This window comes from Arthrobacter alkaliphilus, from assembly GCF_021483235.1.
In the GTDB taxonomy this organism is placed as follows: Bacteria; Actinomycetota; Actinomycetes; order Actinomycetales; family Micrococcaceae; genus Arthrobacter; species Arthrobacter alkaliphilus.
Window position 1 is genome coordinate 52,739 of the sequence record NZ_JAKEEC010000021.1, and the last position, 26,492, is coordinate 79,230.

Here is a 26,492-nt window from a genome sequence, read left to right on the forward strand (position 1 = left end):
TAGCTAGCGGTCAACCGCGCGACAAAGATGAAAGCTGTTGCGAGAGGAGTCCTGCCATGAGCACTGTGGACAGCTTCGGTTCCAAAGGCGTACTGAATGTAGCCGGCACCGATTACGAAATTTTCCGGTTGAACTCCGTTGAGGGCGCTGACAGCCTTCCGTTCAGCCTTAAGGTATTGCTTGAAAACCTCCTGCGGACGGAAGATGGCGCCAATATCACGGCCGACCACGTCCGCGCCCTGGCCGGCTGGGACCCGGACGCCCAGCCGGACACCGAGATCCAGTTCACCCCTGCCCGCGTCATCATGCAGGACTTCACCGGGGTTCCGTGCGTCGTTGACCTTGCCACGATGCGCGAAGCCATCAAGGACCTCGGTGGCGACCCGAAGCGCGTCAACCCGCTGGCTCCTGCTGAGATGGTCATCGACCACTCCGTTCAGATCGACGCCTTCGGCAACTCCGGCGCCCTCGAGCGCAACATGGAGATCGAGTACCAGCGCAACGGCGAGCGTTACCAGTTCCTGCGCTGGGGCCAGACTGCTTTCGACGACTTCAAGGTTGTTCCCCCGGGAACCGGCATTGTCCACCAGGTCAACATCGAATACCTGGCACGCACAGTCATGACCCGTGAAGTTGACGGCGTCCTCCGCGCCTACCCCGACACCTGCGTCGGCACGGACTCCCACACCACCATGGTCAACGGCCTGGGCGTACTCGGCTGGGGCGTTGGCGGCATCGAAGCCGAGGCTGCGATGCTGGGCCAGCCCGTCTCCATGCTGATCCCGCGCGTCGTCGGCTTCAAGCTCACCGGCTCCATCCCGGCCGGCGCTACCGCCACGGACGTGGTCCTGACCATCACCGAGCAGCTGCGCAACCACGGCGTGGTCGGTAAGTTCGTGGAGTTCTACGGCGAAGGTGTTGCGGCTGTGCCGCTGGCCAACCGCGCCACTATCGGCAACATGAGCCCGGAGTTCGGCTCCACGGCAGCGATGTTCCCGATCGACGACGTCACCCTCGACTACCTGCGCCTCACCGGCCGCTCCGAGCAGAACGTCGCCCTAGTCGAGGCCTACGCGAAGGAACAGGGCCTCTGGCACGATCCCTCGCACGAGATCAAGTTCTCCGAATACCTCGAGCTCGACCTGTCCACGGTTGTGCCGTCGATCTCCGGCCCGAAGCGTCCCCAGGACCGGATCATCCTCACAGAGGCCAAGGACGAGTTCCGCCACGACCTCCTCAACTATGTTTCGCACAACGCCGACGCCGGCACCTTGGACGAATCCCTTGAGGAGAGCTTCCCGGCTTCGGACCCGCCCTCGTTCACGCAGGCGGACACCCACGTGACGGACACGGACCGCATCCCGCCGATCTACTCCGCAGCGCACGGTGCCGCCGGCCGCGTTTCCAACGCGGTCAAGGTGACCACCGCTGACGGGCGCGAATTCGAACTTGACCACGGTGCCGTCTCGATCGCTTCGATCACCTCCTGCACCAACACGTCCAACCCGTCCGTGATGCTTGCAGCGGCACTCCTTGCCCGCAACGCCGTCGACAAGGGCCTCACCTCCAAGCCGTGGGTCAAGACCTCGGTGGCTCCCGGCTCCAAGGTCGTCACCGACTACTACGAGAAGTCCGGACTGACGCCCTACCTGGAGAAGCTCGGCTTCTACATCGTGGGCTACGGCTGTGCCACCTGCATCGGCAACTCCGGACCGCTCGACGCCGAGATCTCCGAGGCCATCCAGGCCAACGACCTTTCGGTCACGGCTGTCCTCTCCGGCAACCGCAACTTCGAGGGCCGCATCAACCCGGACGTCAAGATGAACTACCTGGCCTCCCCGCCGCTGGTCATCGCGTACGCCCTGGCCGGAACCATGGACTTCGACTTCGACGCCGATGCCCTGGGCCAGGACCAGGACGGTAACGACGTGTTCCTGAAAGACATCTGGCCGAACCCGGTCGAGGTCCAGAAGGTCATCGATTCCTCGATCGACAAGGAAATGTTCGCTCGCGGCTACGAAGGCGTCTTCGACGGCGACGAGCGCTGGAAGGCGCTCGACACCCCGGCGGGCGACACCTTCGCCTGGGACGAAAAGTCCACGTACGTGCGGAAGCCCCCGTACTTCGAAGGCATGAAGGCGCAGCCGGACCCGGTGACGGACATCTCCGGCGTCCGTGTCCTGCTGAAGCTCGGCGACTCGGTCACCACCGACCACATCTCCCCGGCCGGCTCCTTCAAGTCGGACACCCCGGCGGGCCAGTACCTTCTGGCCAACGGTGTGGAGCGTAAGGACTTCAACTCCTACGGTTCGCGCCGTGGCAACCACGAAGTCATGATCCGCGGAACCTTCGCGAACATCCGCATCAAGAACCAGCTGCTCGCTGACTTCAACGGGGGTGCCGGCGTCGAGGGTGGCTTCACCCGCGACTTCACGCAGGAGGGTGGCCCCCAGGCCTACGTCTACGACGCTGCCCAGAACTACCAGGCAGCCGGCACGCCGCTGGTGGTCCTGGCCGGCAAGGAGTACGGTTCCGGATCTTCCCGTGACTGGGCTGCCAAGGGCACCGCGCTGCTGGGCGTCAAGGCCGTCATCGCCGAAAGCTACGAGCGCATCCACCGCTCCAACCTCATCGGCATGGGCGTCCTGCCGCTGCAGTACCCGGCCGGTGAATCTGCCGCGTCGCTGGGCCTGGTGGGCACGGAAACGTTCTCGGTCGAGGGCGTCACCGAGCTGAACAACGGCACCACCCCGCGGACGCTCAAGGTCACGGCAACGGCCGAGGACGGCAGCACCAAGTCCTTCGACGCCGTGTTGCGCATCGACACCCCGGGTGAAGCGGACTACTACCGCAACGGCGGCATCCTGCAGTACGTGCTGCGCCAAATCTCGGCACACTAGCCGACGGAAGCGCAGGCTCCGAGGGAGCCGGACAGCAACAGCTACAGCCCCGGCTGGTCATCGACCGGCCGGGGCTGTAGCCTTTCCTGCGGCTTGGTTCCGGCCGAGGCGTTAGAGTTGTATAGCACGTCAATCACCCTAAGGAGGGGCCGTTGGGACTTTTGGAGACAATCCGGAACCCGCAGGACCTGGGCAAGCTCACTAACCAGCAACTGGAGCAGCTTGCAGGCGAGATCAGGACTTTCCTCATCACCAACGTCGCCCAAACCGGTGGTCACCTCGGACCGAACCTCGGTGTGGTGGAACTCACCATGGCCATCCATAAAGTCTTCGACTCTCCGCGGGACAGCATCGTGTTCGACACCGGACACCAGTCCTACGTCCACAAATTGCTGACCGGCAGGCAGGATTTCAGCACCCTGCGCCAGCAAGGGGGCATGTCCGGCTACCCCGACCGGGCCGAGTCCGAGCACGACATCGTGGAAAGCTCGCACGCATCCTCTTCCTTGTCCTGGGCCGACGGTATCTCCCGGGCGCGGCAATTGACCGGCCAGGGCGATCGCTGCGTTGTGGCCGTCGTCGGAGACGGTGCCCTGACCGGCGGCATGGCGTGGGAGGCGATCAACAACATCGCCGCAGACAAGAAGCGCCGCGTGGTAATCGTCGTCAACGACAACGGCCGCTCCTATGCCCCCACTGTCGGCGGCCTTGCCGACTACCTCGCGTCGCTGCGTCCCACGATCGATTCATTCCGGGCAGCACCCACCTATGAAGTGGTGCTGGATTGGTGGAAGAAGAAACTGCAGAGCGGCGGACCCGTCGGTCAGTTCACCTACAGGAGCCTGCATGCCATGAAGAAGGGCATCAAGGACTGGTGGGCTCCGCAAGGTATGTTCGAAGACCTCGGCATGAAGTACATCGGTCCTGTCGACGGCCACAACATGCGGGCCCTTGAACAAGCGCTCACCGCGGCACGCAACTATGGCGGTCCGGTGATCGTGCACGCCATGACCGAAAAGGGCCACGGCTACGCTCCGGCCCTCGCCCACGAGGCGGACCAATTCCACGCGGTCGGCATCATCGACCCCGAGACGGGGGAGCCGACGCAAGCCGGCGGAGCCCGCTCGTGGACCTCGGTGTTCGCCGAGGAAATCGCGGACATCGCCGATGAGCGTGAAGACATCGTAGGAATCACCGGGGCCATGCTGATCCCCGTCGGGTTGCACACGTTCGCGGCACGGCACCCCGAACGCGTGATCGACGTCGGCATCGCTGAACAGCACGCCCTCACATCCGCCGCAGGCATGGCCTTTGGCGGACTGCACCCCGTCGTCGCCGTTTACGCCACGTTCCTCAACCGCGCCTTCGACCAGCTCCTCATGGATGTGGCCCTGCACAAGGCCGGGGTGACAGTCGTGTTGGACCGCGCCGGCGTGACCGGTCCGGACGGCGCCAGCCACCACGGCATGTGGGACATGGCGATGGTCCAGGTCGTGCCGGGGCTGCATCTCGCGGCTCCGCGCGACGCCAGCCGCTTGCGGGAAGAGCTCCGCGAAGCGGTCGCCATCTCAGACGCGCCCACCGTGGTGCGTTTCTCGAAGGGCAGCGTGGGAGACGAGATCGAAGCGATCGAACGGCTTTCCGACGGCGTCGACGTGCTGGCGCGCCGCCCTGAAGGCTCCACCGAGAACGATGTCCTGATTGTCAGCGTCGGCGCGATGTCCGAGCTCGCCCTCGACGTCGCGTCCCGGCTCGGTTCCCAAGGCATCAGCTCCACCGTGGTGGATCCGCGCTGGGTCCTGCCTGTGCGCAAGTCCATCATTGCCCTGGCTGCCCGGCACCGCTTGGTGATCTGCATCGAAGACGGCGTCCGGGCGGGCGGTGTCGGCTCGCGGATCCGCCAGGAGATGCGCGCGGCCGGCGTGGACACGGCCCTGAACGAGGTGGGGCTTCCGGTCGAATTCCTCGACCATGGAACCAGGAACCAGGTCCTTGAGCGGGTGGGCCTTACCGCCCAGCAAATAACGCACGACGTCGTCGCCCAGGTCCTGGGGACGAAGGTGCCTTTCGCGCGGCCCCTGCCGGGACAAGAGCATCCCAGCACTGGCAGCCTTCCCAAGCTGTGAAAGGCCCGTTCAGGGCATTACCCAACAAACAAGCACCCTTTGACGGCACAGGTCCGGACAGTACGTGCACGGAGCGGTTCAGAAAAGGACGGGCATGAGCGGCATTATCCGCAGCTATAAGCGTGACGACGAAGCGGTCCTGCATTTCCGCGAAGCGTGGTACGACGATGAATTCAAGCAGTTCGTCATCAACCATGGGGTTGTAGGACACCAGAGCCGTACTGATGAAACGGACGTCGAGGACGAATCCGCCGTCGAAGGACTTATGGCGGCCTTTGCGGCGCAATGCGAAGAGGACGGCTACGCCGAAATTCCCGAGGCCGAACAGTTCTGGGTGGTTGCGCAGATCGCGCTCAAGACCAAGGACGGCACCGAGCGGGACCGCTACCTTGAGCGCAAGGCCAAAGCCGCGCTGACGAGCGAACTGGCCTGGCGCGGTTTGGGTATCGTGGATCGCTCCGAGATCAGCAACTCGAAGCTCAACATTTTCTGCCTGTGCCCGGACGTCAACAAGGCCGTCAACGCCATTAAGGTGTGCATCAGGGGAGAAGACCTCGACTTCACCAAGCTGAGCATCGCGGCCGCACCCCATGCGGACCCCACCGCATTCAAAATAAAACACTCGCCGAAAACGGGCGCGGGCTTTAACCTCTAAGGACTACACCACCGCTGCGAAGGGACGAACATGCCGTCCAAAGGCAACTGGCCCGGACACACTCCGCTGCCCAAGGGCTTGTCCGCTCCCGCACGAAGAGCACTCGCCCACGAGGGTTTGGAAACGCTGGAACAGCTCGCCGAGTTCGGTGAGGGGCGGGTGGCTGCCCTGCACGGCATGGGCCCCAAGGTGATGGCGCAATTGCACGACGCGATGGAAGAGGCGGGAATCGCCTTCGGATCCTGAGCGGCGGGTCGGACCGGCGGGCGTTGTAGGGTGAAACCATGACTGAATACCGCCGTCTTGGAAATTCCGGATTAACCGTCTCAGTAGTCGGATTGGGGTGCAACAATCTCGGACGGGCCAACACGGCCACCGAATCCCAGGAGGGCACCAACGCGGTGGTGCATGCCGCCTTGGATGCGGGCGTGACGCTTTTTGACGTTGCGGATGTCTACGGCCGGGAGCCCGGCCTGAGCGAGAGCATGCTGGGTGTCGCCCTCAAGGGTCGCCGAGACGACGCCGTGGTGGCCACCAAATTCGGCATGGACATGCGCGGCGCCAACGGCAACGATTTCGGCGCCCGGGGATCGCGCCGCTACATCGTCCGGGCCGCCGAGGCATCCCTGCGCCGCCTTGGCACGGACTGGATCGACCTTTACCAGTACCACACCCCGGACCCGCTCACTCCGGTTGACGAGACCCTCGCAGCCCTCGATGACCTCGTGACAAGCGGCAAGGTTCGCTACATCGGGCATTCCAACCGTGCGGGCTGGCAGATCGCCGAAGCCGAATATGTCGCCCGGATGCAGGGCGGTGCGCGGTTCATTTCGGCGCAGAACCACTACAACCTGCTGGACCGCCGCGCGGAACTCGAAGTGCTACCGGCCGCCCAGGCTTTCGGGCTCGGTGTCCTGCCGTATTTCCCCTTGGCCAACGGCCTCCTGACGGGCAAGTATGCTCCGGGCGGCGCGCCGGAAGGATCGCGCCTCAGCCACACGCGGACCAACATGGTCGACGACGCAGACTGGGACCAGCTGGGCAGGTTCAGCCAATTCGCCAAAGACCGGGACCTGAACGAACTGCAGCTGGCCTTCTCCTGGCTGGCCGCCCAACCCGCGGTCAGCAGCGTGATTGCCGGAGCCACCCGCCCCGCGCAAATCATCGAAAACGCGCAGGCCGTGCGGTGGGTGCCCACAGCGGAAGAACGCGCCGAATTGGATGACATCTTCCCGCGCACGCCCAAGGCAGCCCTCTTCTAGGCCGCCCTCTTCTAGGCAGCGTCCCTTGAACGGGAACCACGGAGCGGATCCAGGCCGGCGCGAGCCCGTGAGCTTGCTGGTGGACTGCGACACGGGAATCGACGACGCCCTCGCCCTTGCCTACCTGTGCAGCCAGCCGCAGGTGGAGCTCGTTGCCGTCAGCAGCACGCCCGGCAACGTGGCGGCCGAGCAGGTGGCACGCAACAACCTGTCCCTGCTCGAACTCTGCGGCCGGCCCGACGTGCCCGTCGCCATCGGTGCGCGGACGCCGCTGCGGATCCCGCTGACCACCACGCCGGAAACCCACGGACCGCACGGCGTCGGCTACGCCGAGCTGCCGGAACCGCGTGGAAAAGTGCTCGACGTCGACGCCGTCGAGCTCTGGGTCGAAGCGGCCCGGTCGCGGCCGGGGGAGCTGACAGCCCTGTTGACGGCGCCCCTCACCAACTTCGCCCTCGCCCTGCGGGCCGAGCCGCGGCTACCCGAGTTGCTGCGCGGCGTCGTGATCATGGGTGGCAGCTACAACTACCAGGGCAACACGACGCCCACCGCCGAATGGAACACGCACGTTGATCCGCACGCAGCGGCCGAGGTGTTCGCGGCCTTCTCCGGGCTTCCCGAGGAGCGCCTTCCGGTGGTGTGCGCCCTGGAGACCACGGAACGGATCGAGCTGACACCCGGGCACGTGGCGGCGTTGGCTGCCGAGGCAGGCTGCACGACGCCGGAGCTCGTCCTTCCGGAGCAGCCCGAGGGACTGCGCAGCACGGCTTCCAATGAGCTGGTGCGGCACCTCAGCGATATGCTGCGCTTCTATTTCGAGTTCCACCGCCGCTACGACCAGGGCTACGTGGCGCATATCCACGACTACTTTGCCGCGTCCGTTGCCGCCGGGACCGCCAGGTACAGTACCCGCACGGCCACGGTGCATGTCGAGACGGGCGCCCCGAAGCTCACCGGAACCACCGTTGCGGACTTCCGGGGACTGTGGGGCGAGCCTCCCAACGCGCGCATCGTCTCGGAAAACCAGCCCGACGAGGCCTTCGCCGAACTGGTGACCGCGGTGGGCGGCCTCGCCCGTCGGCTGGGGAAGTCCGACGGCCAAGGCCAGCCCCGCGGTTGAGCGTTACCCGGCGGCCGGTTTCGACGCGATCCCGGGAGCCAGGAAGCGTTTGCCGTTGACACGCTCGGAGGCACCCACCCGGTCCAAGTAGGGAGTGATCCCGCCGAGGAACATCGGCCAACCCGCGCCCAGGATGACGCAGAGGTCAATGTCCTCGGGCCCGGCCACTACACCTTCGGAGAGCATGAGCCCGATTTCCTCGGCCAGGGCGTCCTGCGTGCGGCGGAGGACCTCCTCGGCCGTGGAGGGCGTCGTGCCGAAAGACATGAGCGCCAACGTCTCGGCCGGGATGGCCGGCTTTCCGTCAGGGCCGGGGGCCCAGAGTGTCTTCACACCGTTGTCGACCAGCTTCTGCATGTTCTGGGATACCGCAAAACGCTCGCCGAAGGCAGCGTGCAGCGATTCCTGGACGTGCTGGGCGACCGGCAGGCCCACCATGGCGCTGAGGGTGAACGGACTCATCGGCAGGCCCATGGGTCGCAGCGCCGAATCGGCGACCTCCGCGGGCGTCCCTTCGTCGAACGCCGCAATGACTTCGCCCATGAGCCGCAGCAGGATCCGGTTGACCACGAAAGCGGCGGCGTCCTTGACCAGCACGGCCGTCTTCTTCAAGCCCTTGGCGAGCTCGAAGGCGGTGGCCAGCACGGCGTCGTCGGTCTTCGGAGCACGCACGATCTCCAGGAGCGGCATGACCGCAACCGGGTTGAAGAAATGGAACCCGACCAGGCGCTCCGGGTACTGCAGGTCTTCGGCCATGGCCGTCACGGAAAGCGAGGACGTGTTGGTCGCCAGGATGCACTCGGGGGAGACAATGGCCTCCACTTCGGCGAAGACCTGCTTCTTGACGTTGAGTTCTTCGAAGACGGCTTCAATGACGAAGTCCGCGTCGGCGAAGGACTCCTTGGAAACGGAGCCGCTGACCAGGCCCTTGGTCCGATTGGCGGCGTCGGAGCTGATCCGCTTCTTGCCGAGAAGCTTGTCCACCTCCGCATGGACGTAGGCAACTCCCTTGTCCACCCGCTCCTGGTCGATGTCCGTCAGGACCACGGGCACTTTGAGCTGGCGCGCGAACAGCAGGGCGAGCTGGCTCGCCATCAGGCCGGCACCAACGACGCCGATCTTCGTTACCGGGCGCGCGAGCTTGCGGTCAGGCGCACCGGCAGGCCGCTTGGACCGTTTCTGTACCAGGTCCAGGAAGGCGTAGACGGTGGAGCGGAACTCGTCCGTCTGCATCAGGTCGGCGAGCGTCTCGCATTCCAGCGCTGCAGATTCCGCCTTGCCCATGGTCCGGTTGGCTTCGAGGATATCCAGCACCTTGGCGGGAGCCGGTGACGCGTTCGACGTCTTGGCTTCCACGAACGCGCGGCCCGCCGCCACGGCGCCGGCCCATCGATCGGCAACCGCGGGATCCGCCGGATCGACGGAGTTGCGGCGCTCCGGGACGGTCTCGCCCGCGATCACCTTCGCTGCCCAGGCAATGGACTGCTCCACGAAATCCGCGGGTTCGAAAATGGCATCGGCGATGCCCAGCTCGAAAGCCTGGGGACCGGTGAGCGTGCGGTTGTTGCTCAGCGGATTCTCGATCATGACCTTGACGGCGTTATCCGGGCCGATGAGCCGCGGCAGGATGTACACGCCGCCCCAGCCGGGTACGAGCCCGATGAAGGCTTCCGGCAAGGCGAGGGCGCCCGCGCCCGTAGAGACCGTGCGGAACGAGGACTGGAGGGCGATTTCGAGGCCGCCGCCGAGGGCGAGGCCATTGATGAAGGCGAAACTGGGAACCCCCAGATCCGAGAGCGTCGCGTAGACGTCGTGGCCCAGTTGCGCCATCCACAGACCGTGTTCGCGGTCTTCGAGGCGCTTCACCGCCGAGAGGTCCGCTCCGGCAACCAGGAAGTGCGGCTTGCCCGTGACGCCGACGCCGACGATCTCGCCGCGCGCAGCACGCTCCTTGAGCCCCTCGAGCACTGTTCCGAGCTCGACCAGGGTATTTGGTCCCAAGGTGGTGGGCTTGGTGTGGTCCAAGCCGTTGTCCAAGGTGATCAGCGCGAACGTTCCGACGTTGCCGGGGAGTTCGATGTCCTGCACGTAGGAGTGGGTCACGGTCTCGTCCGGGAACAATCCGGCCAGTTTCTGGAATTCGGCGGCGCTCATGCTGCGGCTCCCTTGCTCTCGGTGGCGACGGCGGTTTCGGTTCCGCTGTTGTGGCTGTTGTAGCTGCTGTGGTGCGGGTTCTCCCAGATTACTGTGGCGCCCATTCCCAAACCGATGCACATGGTGGTGATGCCGTACCGGACCGACGGGTCTTCCTCGAACTGGCGGGCCAGTTGGTTCATGAGGCGGACACCGGAGGAGGCGAGGGGATGTCCGACGGCGATTGCCCCGCCATAGCGGTTGACACGGGGATCGTCGTCGGCGATTCCGAAGTGGTCCAGGAAGCTGAGCACCTGGACGGCGAAGGCCTCGTTGATCTCGAAGAGGCCGATGTCCTCGATCCCGAGTCCGGCGCTCTTGAGGGCCTTCTCGGTGGCCGGGACCGGTCCGATGCCCATGACTTCAGGTTCGACGCCGGCGAAGGCATAGGAAACCAAGCGCATTTTGATGGACAAGCCGAGTTCCTCGGCGGCCTCCGCGGAGGCCAGGACCGCCGCCGTCGCGCCGTCGTTCAAGCCGGCGGCGTTGCCCGCGGTGACGCGGCCGTGGGCCCTGAACGGCGTGCGCAGTGCCGCGAGGTCATCCACGGTGGTCCCGGGGCGCGGCGGCTCGTCGACGGTGTTCACTGTCCAGCCTTGCCCCGGCTTCATCGTGGCGACGGGGACGAGGTCGGGCTGGATCTGGCCCTTGCCGTACGCGACGGCAAGTTTTGCCTGCGACGCCGCCGCGTAGGTGTCGGTTCGCTCCTTGGTGATCGACGGAAAACGGTCGTGCAGGTTTTCGGCCGTGTTGCCCATGTTCAGGGCGGCTGGATCGACGAGCCGCTCGGACATGAACCTGGGGTTGGGATCCGCGCCCGCTCCCATGGGGTGGTTGCCCATGTGCTCCACGCCCCCGGCAATCACGACGTCGTACGCGCCGAAGCCGATGCCGCTCGCCGTCGTCGTGACCGCGGTCATCGCCCCGGCACACATGCGATCGATCGCGAAGCCGGGCACGCTGCGGGGGAGGCCCGCAAGGAGGGCTGCGGTGCGGCCGATGGTCAAGCCTTGGTCGCCGGTCTGCGTCGTCGCGGCGATGGCGACTTCATCAACGCGTTCGGCGGGCAGGGCCGGGTTGCGTCGCATCAGTTCACGGATGCACTTGACCACGAGGTCGTCGGCTCGGGTGCCGGCGTAGATGCCCTTCTCGCCCGCTTTGCCGAACGGCGTCCGGACGCCGTCCACGAACACGACGTCGCGGACGGTCCTCGGCCTGGCGATATTCCCGGTTTGGCTCATGTGTGGCTCCTCGTTGAGACATGGGTGCCGGACAGCCCTCATGGGGGAAGCCGGCGTCATTTACGGCCATGTTACTCGCCAGTAACTTAGCGCGCAAGGACAACCCCGGTCACCTATGGCGGCCTTTCCACCGATCCCCGGTCACCTATGGCGGCCTTTCCACCGATCCCCGGTCACATATGGGGGGGCTCTCGACCGATCCCCGGTCACCTATGGGGGGCTCTCGACCGATCCCCGGTCACATATGACCGNATATGGGGGGGCTCTCGACCGATCCCCGGTCACCTATGGGGGGCTCTCGACCGATCCCCGGTCACATATGACCGGTTTTCGGCGGACCCTCGGTCACATCACCCCAAGGCGGGGCCGGTTCAAGGGGCCGGCGTCGGTTCCTTGGGCGCGGGGCTCCGGGGCTCTTTAGGCTCCTTCGGCGGCAGCGGCTGCGGATTCAGTGACGCCTCGGTGAGGATCGGTGCCGTGATGGCGATTTGCCACTCGCGGGCCCCGAGCGCGCGCAGCTCTTCCGATATGGACTCCACAGTGATGTCCGACGGCGGCCGCCACAGCACGCGCCTCATGTAATCCGGAGTGAGCAGGTTTTCCACGGGAAGCTTGAGCCCATCGGCCGCCTCCTGGAGCCGGGGCCGCGCCGTCCCAAGGCGGGCGGCGGCTTCGGGGTCGCGGTCGGTCCAAACGCGCGGTGGCGGGGGAGCATTGGTTGGAAGATGCAGCGGCGGAAGGTCTTCGGTGTTCCTCGCGGCGACAATGCAGCGCAGCCATCGTGGCGCTTCACGCTGTGCGGCCCGCCCGTGGAAGCCCTTGGTTGCCAAGAGCTGAGGCACGGTGGCGGGCATGGCCTTGGCGGCAGCGACCAGCGCGGAGTCGGGAAGAAGGCGGCTCGGAGCAACATCCCGTTTCCGTGCGAGCTGATCCCGTTCATACCAAAGCTCGCGGACGGCAGCCAACTGCCGGCGGTCACGGATCTGGTGCAGTCCGGACGTCTTGCGCCACGGGTCCACCCGCGGGGCGGGAAGGCCTGCTTTGAGGATGCCGGCGAATTCCTGTTCGGCAAACTCCAGCTTGCCGTCGGCTTCCAGGAGTTCGATGAGTTCTTCGCGCAGTTCGGCGAGGACCTCGACGTCGAGGGCCGCGTACCGCAGCCACGGTTCGGGGAGTGGACGGGTGGACCAGTCGGCGGCCGAGTGTTCCTTGGCGAGGCCGAAACCCAGGAGCTGCTCGATGACGGCAGCCAGGCCGACGCGGGGCAGCCCGGCAAGGCGTGCGGCGAGTTCCGTGTCGAAGAGCTTGTCGGGCCACATGCCGAGCTCGGCCAGGCACGGAAGATCTTGCGTCGCGGCGTGCAGGATCCACTCGACGCCGTGCAGTGCCTCATTGATGATCTTCAGGTCATCGAACGGTTCGGGGTCGATCAGCCAGGTGCCTGCGCCGTCGCGCCTGATCTGCACGAGGAAGGCACGCTGTCCGTAGCGGAAGCCGGAAGCACGTTCGGCGTCGACCCCGGCGGGGCCGGATCCCGCGGCGATTGCAGCGGCACACCGCTCCAGGCCGGCCAAGGTGTCGATGACAAGCGGCACGCCCTCGCGCGGGGCGTCCAGGTCGATGATCTCGGGTATCCGGCCTTCGAAGCCGTCCACCGTGATGTGGGGTGTGGGATCAGCAGCCGGAGCGCCGGCTGTGGCGGGTTCCAGATTTTCAGGGGTCATGGTGCCTTCAGTTTACCGACTCTGCGCGGGGCCGGGCCGGGGGCCGACCCGGCAGACGTTCACGCACTTCACGTGAGGCGCCGCTTGGGCAGGGGCGTGACGCCCGGAGGCAGGGGCGGCAGCCCTGCGAAGGTGCAGACCATGTCGCTCCACGCTTCCAGATGGGCCTGGACATCGGAAGACGCAGGTGTCCATGAAGCCCGGAGCTCGATGTCGATGGTTTCCGGCCGTTCGGCCAAGGTGCCGAAGCTTTCGGACAGGATGCGCGTGGCCGTTCCGCCTGCTGCGCGGTACTGTGCTGAATGGTGCTCGAGGGCGTCCACGAGCCAGGTCCAGGCAACGGAGCCGAGCATGGCATCATTGCCCATCTCGGCTTCCAGCTGGGCCCGGATATAGGTGACGATCCGGAATTCCCCGTCCCAGACGGCTGAACCCTCCGGATCATGGAGCAAGATGAACCTGCCTGTTGCCAGCTCGTCGTCTTCATCGTCGGCCGCGCCGGGCGAGTCCGGCGTTTTTTCGCTGGAAAATGCCATCGCGGCGGGTCCGTGGAGCGGGGTCGGGCCGGGACGCGTCGGCCGTGTGAAGACCTCTGCCCCCAAGGCCACCGCGTAAGGCGCCAAGCGGGACGGCGCAGGGATTTCCGCCAGCCGGAGCTCGCTCCGGCACTTTGCTTTTCGTAGCGTTCCCAACGCATGCAGGAAATCCGCGGGAACCTGTGCGAGTGCGTTCACCTTGGCAGATTATGTGTCAGGGGCGGCGAAACCTTGAAGCCACGCCGCCCCGTCCGTGCCCTATGCCGATGCCAGTTCGCGCTTGATCGCGGCAACGAAGGTATCAACGTCTTCTTCCGTGGTGTCGAAGGAACACATCCAGCGCACCTCGCGGTTCGCTTCGTTCCAGTCGTAGAACCTGAAGGCGGAGCGGAGGCGATCGGCGACGCCGGCGGGAAGTACCGCGAACACGCCGTTGGACTCGGTGGCTTGCGTCGGCTCCACGCCCTCGATGGCGTCGACCGCCGCACGCAGCCGTGAGGCCATCGCATTGGCGTGCTTTGCTGAGCGAAGCCACAGCCCGGACTCAAGAAGCGCGATGAACTGGACCGAAATGAAGCGCATCTTGGAGGCAAGCTGCATGTTCATCTTGCGCAGGAACTTCAGGCCGTGGGCAGCCTCGGGGTTCAGGGCGACCACTACTTCGCCGAACAGCAGCCCGTTCTTGGTGCCGCCGAAAGACAAGATGTCGACGCCGGCGTCGCGGGTGAAAGCCCGCAAAGGCACCCCAAGGTGGGCGGCGGCGTTGGCGAGCCGGGCGCCGTCCATGTGCAGTTTCATGCCCTTTGCATGGATGTGGTCGGCGATCGCCCGGACTTCTTCCGGCGTGTAGCACGTGCCCAGTTCCGTGGTCTGCGTGATGGAGACGGCCAGGGGCTGCGCGCGGTGTTCGTCGCCCCAGCCCCAGGCTTCCCGGTCGATCAAATCCGGAGTGAGCTTGCCATCCGGCGTCGGGATCTGGAGGAGCTTGATGCCGCCGATTCGTTCCGGCGCGCCGTTCTCGTCCATGTTGATATGGGCGGTCGAGGCGCAGATGACCGCTCCCCAGCGCGGCAGCAGTGACTGCAGTGACAACACATTCGCGCCGGTCCCGTTGAAGACGGGGAAGCATTCGATGCCTTCACCGAAGTGCTGCTCCATCACCTCTTGGAGCCGTTCCGTGTACTGGTCCTCCCCGTACGAGACCTGGTGGCCGCCGTTGGCTGCGGCCAGGGCCGCCAGGATTTCAGGGTGGACGCCGGAGTAGTTGTCCGAGGCGAAACCGCGGACTGCCGGATCGTGGAGGCGGCCGGCCGCTTCCGTGCCGAGGGCAGCCGGGAGTTCTTCTGTTGTGCTCGTCACTTGTTCATTCACGCTTTCAGTCTATTTGGCCAGCAGGAGGCGCTGGCCGTTCAGTTCGGCTGCCGGCTTGTCGAAGAGCCCGACGGCGGCAGCCGCCAAGTCCTCGACGTCCGTGTATCCGGGGAATTTCCGCTCCGGGTGTTCCCTTCGCATTGCCGCGTCCAGGAGCGACTTGACCACAAAGACGACCGCCGCGCTGTGCTGTTCCACAGGTTCGTCCTTATTTTCTGAATTTCCCGACTGCGAACGGCGGAACCCGTCAGCAACAGCCAGCGTCCAGGTCTCCGCGGCAGCCTTGGCCGCCGCGTACGTGGCGGCCCCGGCGGTCGGCGCGGCGACCGCCGTCGAACTCACCATGGCGAAGCGACCCTTGGGTGAGGAGGCGAGATCGTTGTAGAAGACCCGGGAGACGTTCCTCAGGGTGGTGATGGCGCTTTGCTCGAGGGCGGCCCAGTCTTCGTCCGGTTGGTCTTCGATTCCCTTGGCGCCGCGCCACCCTCCCACCAGATGGATGACGCCGTCCACCCTCTCCGTGTTGCCGTGGATCTCCGAGGCGAGTTCGCGCACGGACTCCAGGCGGGAAAGGTCGCACACGAGGGGAGTCACCGCGCTGCCCGCTTCCGCCGCGGCGGCCTCGATACGGGCCCCGTTCGAGCCGACGGTGAAGACCCGGTACCCGCTCCGCGCAAAGGCCCGGGCCACGGCGACGCCGGAGGAGTTGCTGCCACCGGTGACAACGACCGTCAGCGGTTCGGTGGTCATGAGACCGCGGCCTGCCCGGTGATGCCCGTGGTCGATTCGATGATCGGACGCATTTTCTTCTCCAGTGCTTCGTAGAACATGGACAGCGGGAATTCGTCGTCGAGGACCTGGTCAGTGAGGCCGCGGGGCGGCCCGTCCAGCGGGAGTGCCTCGGGGCCCTTCGCCCAGACCGAAGCCGGGTGGGGAGTGACCGTGCCTGAAATGAGCTTATACGCCGCGAGCCAGTGGGCGGCCTTGGGCCGGTCGATGGAGCGCCAGTACAGTTCTTCGATCCGCGCACCGAGCTCGACGACGACGTCGGCCGCCTCGTCCCAGTCGATGCTGAGCTTGCTGTCGGTCCAGTGCAGGACATGGTGCTGGTGCATCCAGGCGAAGAGGAGCTGGCCGCCCAGGCCGTCGTAGTTGCGGACCCGGTTGCCGGTGATCGCGAAGCGGAAGATGCGGTCGAAGATGACGGCGTACTGCACGAGCTTTGCGTGACGCCGGGCGTCCGGGGAAGCGTCCTCGTGCTTTTCGATCCGGACGGATTCGCGGAAAGCCGTCAGGTCGCAGCGGAGCTCTTCGAGCGAGTAGAGGAAGAACGGCATCCGCTGCTTGATCATGAAGGGATCGAAGGGAAGGTCTCCGCGCATGTGGGTGCGGTCATGAATCAGGTCCCACATGACGAACGTCCGCTGCGTGAGCTCCTGGTCATTCAACAGCTCCGCAGCATCCGCGGGCAGCTCAAGGGAAGTGGTTGCGGCCGCCGCTTTGAGGACGCGGCGGAAGCGGGCGGCCTCGCGGTCGGCAAAGATGGCGCCCCACGTGAAGGCAGGGGTCGTCCGCACTGCGACGGTCTCGGGGAAGAGCACGGCCGAATTGGTGTCGTACCCGGGGGTGAAGTCCAGGAATCGGATCGGGACAAACAGCTTGTTGGAGTAGTCGCCGGCCTCCAGTGCGCCGATGAACTCGGGCCAGATCACCTCGATCAGGACCGCTTCCACGAGACGGCTCGTGCTGCCGTTCTGGGTGTACATGGGAAAGACCACGAGGTGCTGGAGTCCGTCTTCGCGGTGTTCCTGCGGCTGGAAGGCCAGCAGCGAATCGAGGAAGTCGGGGACTCCGAAGCCGGAGTCGGCCCAGCGGCCGAAGTCTTCCACCAGGAGCCCCAGGTAGGCAGCGTCGTGCGGGAACGCAGGAGCCAGGCTCTGGATTGCCTCTGTGATGGTGGCTGTGTATGCGCGGGCCGCCTCATGGTGGAGGGCATCCTGGATGGAACCGTCCTGGCTTTGGAAGGCTTGGAGGGCGGTGGCCGCGGCCTTCAGGGAGATCCAGTCCCGGTTGTCCGGGGTGATGCGCAGACGGGTGGTGGTAACGGTGGTGGTCATCGTCGACGGTGCCTTTCCTCGAGAATCGGTGTTCTGAGGGGAGCGTAGCAAGCGGCCAGAGTCGCTAATTCAAATGTGGCTCGAGCATAAGTAACTCTTTTGCTAGTGCGTGTGCCAGCACCCGGTAGGTCCAGCCCGCGGGAGGGCTGGCCCTTGAGGGGACTAGCACTAGCTCCGAGTTCAGGGGGTGAGCCCGAACTCGGATGTGTGGCCCGGGTTACTGTCCGGCCGGGGACTCGACAAGCCTGAGCGAAACGGAATTTATGCAATACCGCTGGTCAGTCGGCGTGCCGTAGCCTTCGCCCTCAAAAACGTGGCCCAAGTGTGAGTCGCAATTGGCACAGCGGACCTCGACCCGGTCCATTCCCAAGGTACGGTCATGCAAGTACCGGACGGTGCCTTCCGCGAGCGGGGCCCAGAAGGACGGCCAGCCGCAGTGCGAATCGAATTTTTCGTTGCTGGTGAAGAGCTCCGCGCCGCAGGCCCGGCACTGGTACACACCCGCGGTATGGGTGTCCCAATACTCACCCGTGTACGGTCGTTCCGTTCCGGCCTGGCGCAGAACCCGGAACTCCTCCGGGGTGAGCTCCTCGCGCCATTCCGCCTCCGTTTTCTCCACGCATTGCCCTTCCTTTGGGACGTCCTGGAGCGGTACCCCGGCCAAGGGGTCCGCGGCTTGGAAGTACTTCCTGTTATCTGCAGTGCTCATGCTCTCTCAACGCTCACGAGTCGCCGATAAATCCCGAGCCCGCATAGAGATGCAGCACGGGCAGGCCCAACTGGTCCTGGGCCTTGTTCGCCCAGTCCGTGTGGAAGGTGTCGGCAATCGCGTGCGGGCGCGTGACCACGACGGCCTGTGCCGCATTGAGTTCCTTCACCTTCGACACCAAGCCGGCCACGGCGCCGCCGGCGACGATTTCACCGGTCACCCCGCCACCTAGCCCATCCAGGGCCGCGAGCGACGCGGCCAAGGCTTCAGCAGCCTGGGCCCGCTGCGCCTGCGGATCCGGTGCCTCAGCGACCAGTTCCCGGAAGGCCTTGGCCACTTCAAGCAGTGAGAGGTTCTCGAGGAAGTCCACCAACAAGTGCCGTTCGGTATTTTCGGGCACCAACACCACCAAAGGTGAGTCTCCGCCGTCGAGCAGTTTGGCAATATTGACGCGGTCGTCCGGGCCCAGGGGCTCTTCGGTAAGGATGACGATTGGTTCATTCATGGCTACAGCGTAGACCTGAGCGGTGCCGGGAAGCATGGTTTCGTGCGGCAATTCTGTACTCACCGCTGCAACCGGGAGAATGGTCACATGGCATTCATGACCCGGGCTGCGCCCACCGTTGAGAACGGCGCGAAAATGTCCGCCCGAGCCAAGTGGACACTTGCGGGCATCGTTGCGGGAAGCAGCCTCGCCGGCTTGCTGGGCGCGGGGTCTTCGGCGCTCGCAGCCTATTTCGCCCGGCGCGTCATCACCCCGTCAACGCGCGACGCTGACCAGGAGGTGCTGGCGGTGGTGCAAAGCGATGACGGGCTTCAAGTCATCCTCGCGGCTACCCCGGAGACCACCGTCGACGGCGTGTTCAGCCTCTTCTTCGCGGGCGGGACGGGGTTCGCGCGGATCGGGCGCATCGTGTCCTATTCGCCCGCGGAGCGGACGGTACAGCGCGAAGTCGAACAGGTCTACAGCGGAGATCTGGCAACTGCCCGGCGCGGATGGTGGAGCGGTGCTGTCTACGATTCCCCGACGGCGCTCCGCCTGGACTGGGAAGACATCCAGATCGACGTCGAGGGTGGACCGGCGCCTGCGTGGCTGGTTCCGTCCGGCGCCGGCAAACCCGCGAAGGTGTGGGCCATCATGGTCCATGGCCGTGGGGCCAGCCGCCTTGAAGGCTTGCGCGCGTTGCGCGTAGCCCACGAGCTCGGACTCGACAGCCTGCTGGTTTCCTACCGGAACGACGGCCTGGCGCCGTCCGCCCCGGACGGGCGGTACGGCCTGGGGTCCACGGAATGGCACGACATCGACGCCGCCATCGAGTACGCACTCGCGCACGGCGCCCACGAAGTGGTCCTGTTCGGGTGGTCGATGGGCGGGGCGATCTGCCTGCAGACGGCAGACCTTTCGCACCACCGCCATCTGATCAGGGCGATGGTGCTGGACGCGCCAGTGATCAACTGGGTCAACGTCCTCGCACACCACGCGCAGATCAACAGGATCCCCTATGCCGTAGGCCGGTACGGGCAGCTGATGTTGGGGCACCCGTTGGGCAGGCGCCTTACCGGCCTTGCCGCGCCGGTCGACTTGAAGGCAATGGATTGGGATGCCCGCGCAGTTGAACTGCGCACTCCGACACTCATCATTCACAGCGTTGATGATGAGTACGTTCCCTACGAGCCCTCCGCCAGCCTCGCCGAAAAGAATCCGGAGATGGTCACCTTCGAACCTTTCGAAGGGGCTCGCCACACGAAAGAGTGGAATGTCGATCCGTTGAAGTGGGAGCGACTGGTGCGCTCGTGGCTCGCCCCGCGGCTCGCGCCCCGAGGCGGACCGGCGTCCGACTGACATCACCCCGCGAGCCTCCCGGTGTTTGCCGGGGGCTTGCTAGGGGCTTCCGATCGGGGCAGTCAGGGCGCCGGTCAGCCGGATAAGGTCCGCCGGGTCGAGTTCGATGTCGAGGCCACGGCGTCCACCCGATACGAGGACCGTGCTGAAGGCCAGCGCGGATTCGTCGAGAACCGTCGGCGACGGTTGGCGTTGGCCCAGCGGGGAAATCCCGCCCAGGACATAGCCGGTGCGCCGCTCGGCCGTTTTGGGGTCGGCCATCGCGGCCTTTTTGATTCCAAGGGCCGCGGCGATCGCCTTAAGGTCAAGGGTGCCGCTCACCGGGACGATCCCCACTCCGAGTTTGCCGTCGATGTCCACCATCAAGGTCTTGAACACCCTCCGGGGATCGATGCCCAGGACGTCGGCTGCTTCAAGCCCATAGCTGGCCGCCGAAGGGTCATGCGTGTAGGGGTGCAGCGTGAAGGGAACGCCGGCCGCAACCAGTACGGCTGTGGCCGGCGTTCCTTGTGAAGCTTGTTTCTTGGCCATTCCCGGTGTCCCGGATCAGGACAACAAGCGGTCGGCTGCGGCGACCTTGCGTTTGATCCGTCCCAGCATGGCCGTCATGCCACGCATGCGCAGGGGAGTGATCGCCCGTGTGAGGCCCAGCAGTTCCGGCATGTCATCCGGGACCGCCAGGATCTCCGCGGCGGTCAGCCCGTCCAGTCCTTCGTGCAGAACGCCGGCGAACCCCCGCGTGGTAGGTGCCTCCGGCGGCGCCTTGAAGAACAGCCTGTACGCGACGCCGTCGGAATTCCTTTCCTGTTCAATGGTCAGGAACAGCGGCGATTGGCACTCCACCACCTGCTCCAGCAGTTCAGGGTGGTCCAGCAGCCGATCCGGCAAAGCCGGGAGGCCGCGCGAGAACTCAAGCAACAGCTGAAGGCGGTCGGGCTCCGTGAGCGCCTGGAAGTCATCGACAATTTCCGCCAATGCGGCGGGCAAAGTGTTAGTACTCATCACTTCCAGCTTACGCACGTCCCGGCCGGACCGGACAGGATCGCGTCATATGGTGCGGCACAGAAGGTTCCGGTCACTTCCCGGCGAGTGCGGGAACGGAGCCGCGCTCGGCACCCTTGGCGATCGGGACGCGCACCGCGTTGCCCCACTCGGTCCAGGAACCGTCGTAGTTGCGGACGTTATCGAAACCAAGCAGGTACTTCAGGGCGAACCAGGTGTGGCTGGACCGCTCGCCGATCCGGCAGTAGGCAATGACGTCGTCGCCCTCGGTGAGGCCCGCTTCGCCGAGATAGAGGCCCTCAAGTTCGGTGCGGTCACGGTACGTGCCGTCTGCGGCCGCGGCGCGGGCCCACGGGATGGACGCTGCGGTGGGAATGTGGCCGCCACGCAGGGCACCCTCTTCGGGGTAGGCAGGCATGTGCGTCCGCTGGCCGGTGTATTCCTCGGGAGAACGGACGTCGATCAGCGGCTTGCCGAGGTGGGCCAGGACGTCATCCTTGAAGGCACGGATCGGGGCGTCGTTCCGCTCGACCACGGGGTACTCGCCCGGGGCGGGCTGGGGGACATCGGTGGTGAGGTCGCGGCCCTCGGCGATCCACTTGTCGCGGCCGCCGTCCAGGAGCCGGACGTCCTCGTGGCCGAAGAGCGTGAAAACCCAGAGGGCGTAAGCGGCCCACCAGTTGGACTTGTCACCGTAGATCACCACGGTGGTGTCCCGGGAGATGCCCTTGGCGGCAGCCAGGGCCGCGAAGGCTTCGCCGTCGACGTAGTCCCGGGTGACCTCATCGTTCAGGTCCGTATGCCAGTCGATCTTGACTGCTCCCGGAATGTGGCCGGTCTCGTACAGCAGGACGTCTTCGTCGGATTCAACAACGACCAGCTTGCCGTCGCCGAGCGCTCCGCCTTCAAGGGCGGCGGCAAGCCATTCGGTGGACACCAGACGTTCGGGGTGGGCGTACGCGGCGAACTTCTCATTCTGTTCAACGGGGTAGGACATTGGGTATGGCCTTTCACTGACACTTTCACTGACACCGGGTGGCACCGGGCGGCACGTCATGCCCGGGCTTTAGTCCCACAGTATCGATGGCTGGGGACTAAAGCTCCTCCCCGTTCATATGGTGAAATATGGCCTTCATCACCTGTCCGTCCCTGGCCTGGCATTGCCGGTATTCTTGCTGAGGACTTACGACACGAAGAACGGACCGCTTTGGTACAGATCGAACAGCTCGCCGCGCGCACGCCGGCGGTCTCAACGGATGAGATTCTCAAGGGTTTCTACCCTTCGCCACGGTTCGGCGAGGTGTCCTTCAAGAGCTACCGGCCCGACCCGAACCAGCCCAGCCAGGCGGCAGCGGTCAAGTCCTTGGAAGCGTTCGGGGCGACCGTGGGAGCCGGCGACGGAGACGGCCTGTTCAAACGCCTTTTCAGCAAGAAGGTCAACAGCAGGGCCGGCATCTACCTCGACGGTGGATTCGGCGTCGGAAAAACCCACCTGCTGGCTTCCCTGTGGCACTCGGCTCCGGGGCCGAAAGCGTTCGGGACGTTCGTGGAGTACACGAACCTGGTGGGCGCCCTGTCCTTCCGGAAGACCGTGGAGGCCCTGAGCAGCTACAAGCTCGTCTGCATTGACGAATTTGAGCTCGACGATCCGGGCGACACGGTGCTGATGTCCCGCCTCATGCGTGAATTGTCCGACGCCGGTGTGAAGCTCGCTGCCACGTCCAATACCCTGCCCGGTTCACTCGGGGACGGCCGCTTTGCCGCCGTCGACTTCCAGCGGGAGATCCAGGTCCTTGCGGACCAGTTCGATGTGGTCAGGATCGACGGGGAAGACTTCCGTCACCGCGGCTTGCCCGCGGCTCCGGCACCCTTGAAGACCGAAGACCTCAAGCGGCAAATGCATGCCGAATTCGATGGCCAGACGGTGGCCGTGGACGACTTCCGCGGCCTGATCGACCACCTCGCCGGTGTCCACCCCAGCCGCTACCGCAAGCTGATCGCGGGCATCGATGCAGTTGTGTGGCGCGACGTGGAACCAATAACCGAGCAGGCCGTTGCCCTTCGCTTCGTGGTGCTGGCCGACCGCCTGTATGACAAGGATGTCCCGATCCTTGCCAGCGGCGTGCCCTTCGACAAAATCTTCACCGAAGAAATGATGACCGGCGGGTACATGAAGAAGTACTTCCGCGCCGTATCCCGCCTGACCGCCCTGGCGCGCGAGGGACAAAACCACGAGCCGTCCTAACCGATTGGGGAACGCCCTGCCCTACTAGGGGCGTTCCCGGTCCTTGAGCACCCAACGCACCAGGATCCCGGCGGCAAGCGCCCAGAACGCCGCGCCGATTCCAGCGAAACTGAGGCCCGAGGCCGCAATCAGGAACGTCACGGAGGCTCCCAGTCGTTCGTCGGCAGTGGCCAGGGCTGAGGCGATGGCGGACGCCAGGGTGCCCAGCAGGGCCAATCCCGCGACGGCCTCCAAGAGCCCCGGCGGTGCCGCCGCCACGAGGGTCACCAACGCGGCGGAAAAGGCGGCCAGCACGAGGTATGCCAGGCCTGAAGTGAAAGCCGCGATCCAACGCCGGCCCCGGTCCGCACCTGCCTCTTCCCCTGCCGCCAGGGCTGCGCTCAACGCGGCCAGGTTGATCGCGTGTCCGCCAAAGGAAGCTCCGAGCGCGGTCCCCGAGCCGGTGACGAGCATCGACTGGCGCCACGGGACGGTGTACCCGAAGGACTTCAGGACGGCCACCCCCGGGATGTTCTGGGACGCCATCGTGACAATGAACAAAGGCAGGGCGATTCCGGCCACCGTGCTGAGCGTGAAAGCCGGAGTGGTCCAGTGCAGCTCAGGCAACAGCCGGTTCACGGGGATGTCCACACCGTTGACGACGATGTAGATCCCGATGACCGCGAGGGCCACCAGCAACGCGGCAGGGACCGACCATCGGGGCGCCAGCTTCATCATGACCAGCCAGCACAGAATCACCGGAGCCACCAAGAGGGGAGCGGTGCCCAACGCTTTGAACGGGGCAAGGCACAGGGACAAAAGCACCCCGGCCAGCATCGCTTGGGCGAGGGCGGTCGGAATCTTCGCCATCAGCTTGCCAAGCGCGGGAATGAGCCCAGTCAGGGCGATGAGTACACCCGCGATGAGGAAGGCCCCGACGGCGGCCGGCCACCCGCCGTCGGGCGCTCCTGTTCCTGCGAGCAAAGCGGCCCCGGGCGTCGACCACGCAAGGGTGATCGGCAAACGTGAACGCCAGGAAAGCCACAGCGCTCCGAGCCCGAAGGTGAGGGTCAGGGCAAGGAGTCCGCTGGCGGCCTGTTCCTGGGTGGCCCCGACCGCGCGGAGGCCGGCGAGCACTACTGCGAAGGATGACGTGAAACCTACCAGCGCGGTCACGATTCCGGCGACGAGCGGGCGGGAGAGCTGGCCGGAGGCGGAGATGCGGTGCGGCTGGCCTGTCTTTGCGGGTGATGCTGGCATAGTCCATGAGGTTACCGGAGCTTTGGTTGCCGCGCCCGGGCGGTACCGTTCCAGACGCCAACGGCACCGATAAAACAGCACAGTTAAACGCCAAGGGCACCGGCGGCGCCTCGCGGCGGGACCGGTGCCCCGTTGACGTAACTGTATTCGGGAGCTCATGCCGGCAAAACCGGCTACGGAGCCTCATTGGTGGAGGGAGCTGTCCAGGCCGTAGGCCTTTCAGCGTCACCGTCGAGGTTGTCCACGAACTCGGAAGCGGCTTTCTGAACCGCATCTAGTCGTCGATAAAATCGGCGGTTTATTCGATCCCGTCCTTGATGGCTTCATCAATGCCACCAACGAGGTCCTGAACTTTGCCCTTCAGATCGTCAAATAATCCCACGGGCACCTCCCTTCTATCACGGAGCCAGTTCGCTCCTCCGTTTCCGATCCTAACCCGAGACCCTGGAGGTGCCAAGGTCTAATTTGACGGCGAAGTCAACCCGCCGTTGGAACGGGTCACGGCCGTTGGAGGCGGGGGCTGTCCGGATTCATCAAAGAGTGCCTGCGACCGTAGCCGAAGTAGATGGCCAGTCCGATGACCAGCCACACCACAAAACGCAGCCAGGTTTCCCAGTGGAGCTGGACCATGAGGAATCCGGACGCAAGCATGCCGAAGGCGGGAACCACCGGCATGAGCGGCAGCCGGAAGGTGCGGGGCGCATTGGGCTTCTTGTAGCGGAAGATGATGACTGACAAGCACACCACCACGAACGCCGCAAGGATGCCGATATTGGTCAGGTCGGCGACGGCCTTGATGGGGAAGACCCCGGCGAGCAGCGCCGAAGCGATGCCCGCGATCCAGGTGACGCGCTGCGGGGTGCCGTGCTTGTCGGTTGCGGCGAACCAGCCGGGGAGCAGGCCGTCACGGCTCATGGAGAACCAGACGCGCGTGACGCCGAGCAGGAAGGTCAGCATCACGGTCAGGATGGACAGGACCGCGAAAACCGAGATGATGGTGGCGATGACGGGCAAACCGACTCCGGTGAAGGCGGACGCGAAACCGGCAGTGGGGTTGATGTCCTTGTAGTTCTGCATTCCGGTGAGTACCAGGGTGGCCGCTACGTAAAGAAGCATGGCGATGACAAGGGAGAGGACGATTGCCTTGGGCATGTGCTTCTTGCCGTCCTTGGCTTCCTCTGCGGCGGTGCTCATGGCGTCATAGCCGAACACTGCGAAGAAGACGGTTGCGGAGCCCGCGAGCACCGGGCCGAAGCCGCTGGGCATGAACGGGTTGTAGTTGTTGGTGTTGATGTAGAAGACACCGAGGCCGATGATGAACAGGATCAGCACAACCTTGATCGCCACCGCCACGAGTTCGAAGCGGCCAAACGCCTTGGTTCCGCGGCTCAGGATCCAGGTGACCAGAAGGCAGACAAGGATGGCGGGAAGGTTGATGACACCGCCCTTACCCTCGTCCAAGGTCGAGGTCATCCATGCGGGCATGTGGATGCCTATTCCGGAGAGGAACGCGTCGAAATACCCGGAGATGCCGATCGCGACGACGGCGACAATCGCGATGTACTCCAGCAGCAGGTCCCAGCCAATGAACCAGCCGATGACCTCGCCCAGGGCAACGTAGCCGTAGGTGTAGGCCGATCCCGCGCGGGGGATCATGCCGGCGAATTCCGCGTAGGAGAGTGCCGCGGCCGCCGAGGCAAGGCCTGCGACGAGGAACGAGATCAGCACGGCGGGGCCGACGCCCGGGGTGTCTTTGCTTCCGTGCGCCACCAGGCCGGCCAGGGAGAAGATCCCGACGCCGATGATGCCGCCGACGCCGATCGCCGTCAGTTGCCAGAGGCCCAGGCTTTTGAAGAGCCCGCTGTGCTTGCTTTCCTCCTCGATGTCGTCAATGGGTTTCTTCCGCATGATCGAGCGGACGAGGGTTTGTTGGGTCACGGATTGCTCCTGCTGTGTGGCGGTAAACGAATAGGCCTGAAGAAAAGTATGCGATGCCAATCACATTGGATAAAGTGAATTTTGCTGAGGAATATTGATTAGATTAATCGATGATTCCGACCGTACCCCGGAGCGAGCTAGGTGACCGACTGCGGGCACAAAAAAAGCAGCTCTTGTGGAGCTGCTTGAACGGCGCATTGCCCTGGCCAGCTGCGCTGGCTGTGGAACTGGAGCGGACGACGAGATTCGAACTCGCGACATCCACCTTGGC

Annotated in this window: 22 protein-coding genes; 8 read left to right on the forward strand and 14 right to left on the reverse strand. The window is 65.1% G+C overall.

Translation table 11 applies throughout. From position 1 onward, the window contains the following. Positions 1-56: 56 nt before the first annotated feature. The 6 genes from L0B83_RS14480 to L0B83_RS14505 all read left to right on the forward strand — a co-directional run bounded on the left by L0B83_RS14480 (position 57) and on the right by L0B83_RS14505 (position 8,063). Positions 57-2,900: an aconitate hydratase gene (locus tag L0B83_RS14480; protein ID WP_234759160.1), complete on the forward strand. Its 2,844-nt coding sequence runs from the start codon at positions 57-59 to the stop codon at positions 2,898-2,900. A gap of 152 nt (positions 2,901-3,052) precedes the next feature. Then, a complete protein-coding gene (gene dxs / locus L0B83_RS14485; protein WP_234759161.1) occupies positions 3,053-5,026 on the forward strand; it encodes a 1-deoxy-D-xylulose-5-phosphate synthase in 1,974 nt (657 codons plus the stop codon). Positions 5,027-5,120: 94 nt separating this feature from the next. Further along, entirely contained in the window at positions 5,121-5,681 is a 561-nt protein-coding gene (locus tag L0B83_RS14490) for a hypothetical protein (RefSeq protein WP_234759162.1), read from the forward strand. A 30-nt stretch (positions 5,682-5,711) separates the two neighbouring features. Beyond that, complete coding sequence (locus L0B83_RS14495; RefSeq protein ID WP_234759163.1) at positions 5,712-5,927, forward strand: helix-hairpin-helix domain-containing protein; 216 nt, start codon at positions 5,712-5,714, stop codon at positions 5,925-5,927. 38 nt (positions 5,928-5,965) lie between these two features. Next, positions 5,966-6,943 carry an aldo/keto reductase gene (locus L0B83_RS14500; protein ID WP_234759164.1) on the forward strand — a complete coding sequence of 326 codons (978 nt, stop codon included), beginning with the start codon at positions 5,966-5,968 and terminating at the stop codon, positions 6,941-6,943. A gap of 25 nt (positions 6,944-6,968) precedes the next feature. Beyond that, positions 6,969-8,063: a nucleoside hydrolase gene (locus L0B83_RS14505; protein WP_234759165.1), complete on the forward strand. Its 1,095-nt coding sequence runs from the start codon at positions 6,969-6,971 to the stop codon at positions 8,061-8,063. Between the two features lie 3 nt (positions 8,064-8,066). Here L0B83_RS14505 and L0B83_RS14510 read toward each other — a convergent pair whose 3' ends face one another. The 9 genes from L0B83_RS14510 to L0B83_RS14550 all read right to left on the reverse strand — a co-directional run bounded on the left by L0B83_RS14510 (position 8,067) and on the right by L0B83_RS14550 (position 18,459). Next, entirely contained in the window at positions 8,067-10,217 is a 2,151-nt protein-coding gene (locus L0B83_RS14510; protein ID WP_234759166.1) for a 3-hydroxyacyl-CoA dehydrogenase NAD-binding domain-containing protein, read from the reverse strand. After that, complete coding sequence (locus L0B83_RS14515) at positions 10,214-11,497, reverse strand: thiolase family protein (protein WP_234759167.1); 1,284 nt, start codon at positions 11,495-11,497, stop codon at positions 10,214-10,216. Before L0B83_RS14515 ends, L0B83_RS14510 begins: the two co-directional genes overlap by 4 nt. A gap of 371 nt (positions 11,498-11,868) precedes the next feature. After that, on the reverse strand, positions 11,869-13,221 hold the full coding sequence (locus tag L0B83_RS14520) for an HRDC domain-containing protein (protein WP_234759168.1): 1,353 nt from the start codon (positions 13,219-13,221) through the stop codon (positions 11,869-11,871). Between the two features lie 68 nt (positions 13,222-13,289). Then, a complete protein-coding gene (locus tag L0B83_RS14525) occupies positions 13,290-13,955 on the reverse strand; it encodes a DUF3000 domain-containing protein (RefSeq protein WP_234759169.1) in 666 nt (221 codons plus the stop codon). Positions 13,956-14,015: 60 nt separating this feature from the next. After that, positions 14,016-15,128 carry a threonine aldolase family protein gene (locus L0B83_RS14530; protein ID WP_234759170.1) on the reverse strand — a complete coding sequence of 371 codons (1,113 nt, stop codon included), beginning with the start codon at positions 15,126-15,128 and terminating at the stop codon, positions 14,016-14,018. 9 nt (positions 15,129-15,137) lie between these two features. Further along, on the reverse strand, positions 15,138-15,878 hold the full coding sequence (locus tag L0B83_RS14535) for an SDR family NAD(P)-dependent oxidoreductase (RefSeq protein WP_234759171.1): 741 nt from the start codon (positions 15,876-15,878) through the stop codon (positions 15,138-15,140). Continuing rightward, positions 15,875-17,245, reverse strand: coding sequence for a DUF6421 family protein (locus L0B83_RS14540; protein ID WP_234759172.1), 1,371 nt, complete (start codon positions 17,243-17,245; stop codon positions 15,875-15,877). The genes L0B83_RS14535 and L0B83_RS14540 overlap by 4 nt, the downstream gene beginning before the upstream one ends. A 217-nt stretch (positions 17,246-17,462) precedes the next feature. Further along, the gene (gene msrB, locus L0B83_RS14545) at positions 17,463-17,954 is read right to left on the reverse strand and encodes a peptide-methionine (R)-S-oxide reductase MsrB (RefSeq protein WP_234759173.1); all 492 of its coding nucleotides are present in this window, start codon (positions 17,952-17,954) and stop codon (positions 17,463-17,465) included. Positions 17,955-17,967: 13 nt separating this feature from the next. Continuing rightward, on the reverse strand, positions 17,968-18,459 hold the full coding sequence (locus L0B83_RS14550; RefSeq protein ID WP_234759174.1) for a hypothetical protein: 492 nt from the start codon (positions 18,457-18,459) through the stop codon (positions 17,968-17,970). A 96-nt stretch (positions 18,460-18,555) separates the two neighbouring features. On the opposite strand from L0B83_RS14550, the gene L0B83_RS14555 reads away from it, so the two are divergent. Next, a complete protein-coding gene (locus L0B83_RS14555; protein ID WP_372461202.1) occupies positions 18,556-19,797 on the forward strand; it encodes an alpha/beta hydrolase family protein in 1,242 nt (413 codons plus the stop codon). Positions 19,798-19,836: 39 nt separating this feature from the next. Here the strand turns inward: L0B83_RS14555 and ybaK are convergent, their stop codons facing one another. From ybaK to L0B83_RS14570, 3 genes are all read right to left on the reverse strand, one after another. Then, on the reverse strand, positions 19,837-20,328 hold the full coding sequence (ybaK, locus tag L0B83_RS14560) for a Cys-tRNA(Pro) deacylase (protein ID WP_234759176.1): 492 nt from the start codon (positions 20,326-20,328) through the stop codon (positions 19,837-19,839). 15 nt (positions 20,329-20,343) lie between these two features. Further along, a complete protein-coding gene (locus L0B83_RS14565) occupies positions 20,344-20,799 on the reverse strand; it encodes a SufE family protein (protein WP_234759177.1) in 456 nt (151 codons plus the stop codon). 73 nt (positions 20,800-20,872) lie between these two features. Then, positions 20,873-21,796, reverse strand: coding sequence for a sulfurtransferase (locus L0B83_RS14570; RefSeq protein WP_234759178.1), 924 nt, complete (start codon positions 21,794-21,796; stop codon positions 20,873-20,875). 210 nt (positions 21,797-22,006) lie between these two features. Between L0B83_RS14570 and zapE the strand changes: the two genes are divergently transcribed. Then, on the forward strand, positions 22,007-23,044 hold the full coding sequence (gene zapE, locus L0B83_RS14575) for a cell division protein ZapE (RefSeq protein WP_234759179.1): 1,038 nt from the start codon (positions 22,007-22,009) through the stop codon (positions 23,042-23,044). A 24-nt stretch (positions 23,045-23,068) separates the two neighbouring features. Here zapE and L0B83_RS14580 read toward each other — a convergent pair whose 3' ends face one another. Together L0B83_RS14580 and L0B83_RS14585 are read right to left on the reverse strand one after the other, a co-directional pair. Further along, positions 23,069-24,283 (reverse strand): benzoate/H(+) symporter BenE family transporter, encoded by a 1,215-nt coding sequence (locus L0B83_RS14580; RefSeq protein ID WP_234759180.1) that lies wholly within the window; start codon positions 24,281-24,283, stop codon positions 23,069-23,071. 498 nt (positions 24,284-24,781) lie between these two features. Beyond that, positions 24,782-26,191 (reverse strand): amino acid permease, encoded by a 1,410-nt coding sequence (locus tag L0B83_RS14585; RefSeq protein ID WP_234759181.1) that lies wholly within the window; start codon positions 26,189-26,191, stop codon positions 24,782-24,784. Positions 26,192-26,492 lie beyond the last annotated feature (301 nt).

Coding starts and splice junctions, on each gene's coding strand:
- L0B83_RS14480 (WP_234759160.1), top strand. CDS start 57: ATGAGCACTGTGGACAGCTTCGGTTCCAAAGGCGTACTGAATGTAGCC.
- L0B83_RS14490 (WP_234759162.1), top strand. CDS start 5,121: ATGAGCGGCATTATCCGCAGCTATAAGCGTGACGACGAAGCGGTCCTG.
- L0B83_RS14495 (WP_234759163.1), top strand. CDS start 5,712: ATGCCGTCCAAAGGCAACTGGCCCGGACACACTCCGCTGCCCAAGGGC.
- L0B83_RS14500 (WP_234759164.1), top strand. CDS start 5,966: ATGACTGAATACCGCCGTCTTGGAAATTCCGGATTAACCGTCTCAGTA.
- L0B83_RS14510 (WP_234759166.1), bottom strand. CDS start 10,217: ATGAGCGCCGCCGAATTCCAGAAACTGGCCGGATTGTTCCCGGACGAG.
- L0B83_RS14515 (WP_234759167.1), bottom strand. CDS start 11,497: ATGAGCCAAACCGGGAATATCGCCAGGCCGAGGACCGTCCGCGACGTC.
- L0B83_RS14520 (WP_234759168.1), bottom strand. CDS start 13,221: ATGACCCCTGAAAATCTGGAACCCGCCACAGCCGGCGCTCCGGCTGCT.
- L0B83_RS14535 (WP_234759171.1), bottom strand. CDS start 15,878: ATGACCACCGAACCGCTGACGGTCGTTGTCACCGGTGGCAGCAACTCC.
- L0B83_RS14540 (WP_234759172.1), bottom strand. CDS start 17,245: ATGACCACCACCGTTACCACCACCCGTCTGCGCATCACCCCGGACAAC.
- msrB (WP_234759173.1), bottom strand. CDS start 17,954: ATGAGCACTGCAGATAACAGGAAGTACTTCCAAGCCGCGGACCCCTTG.
- L0B83_RS14550 (WP_234759174.1), bottom strand. CDS start 18,459: ATGAATGAACCAATCGTCATCCTTACCGAAGAGCCCCTGGGCCCGGAC.
- L0B83_RS14555 (WP_372461202.1), top strand. CDS start 18,556: ATGACCCGGGCTGCGCCCACCGTTGAGAACGGCGCGAAAATGTCCGCC.
- ybaK (WP_234759176.1), bottom strand. CDS start 20,328: ATGGCCAAGAAACAAGCTTCACAAGGAACGCCGGCCACAGCCGTACTG.
- L0B83_RS14565 (WP_234759177.1), bottom strand. CDS start 20,799: ATGAGTACTAACACTTTGCCCGCCGCATTGGCGGAAATTGTCGATGAC.
- L0B83_RS14570 (WP_234759178.1), bottom strand. CDS start 21,796: ATGTCCTACCCCGTTGAACAGAATGAGAAGTTCGCCGCGTACGCCCAC.
- L0B83_RS14580 (WP_234759180.1), bottom strand. CDS start 24,283: ATGCCAGCATCACCCGCAAAGACAGGCCAGCCGCACCGCATCTCCGCC.
- L0B83_RS14585 (WP_234759181.1), bottom strand. CDS start 26,191: ATGCGGAAGAAACCCATTGACGACATCGAGGAGGAAAGCAAGCACAGC.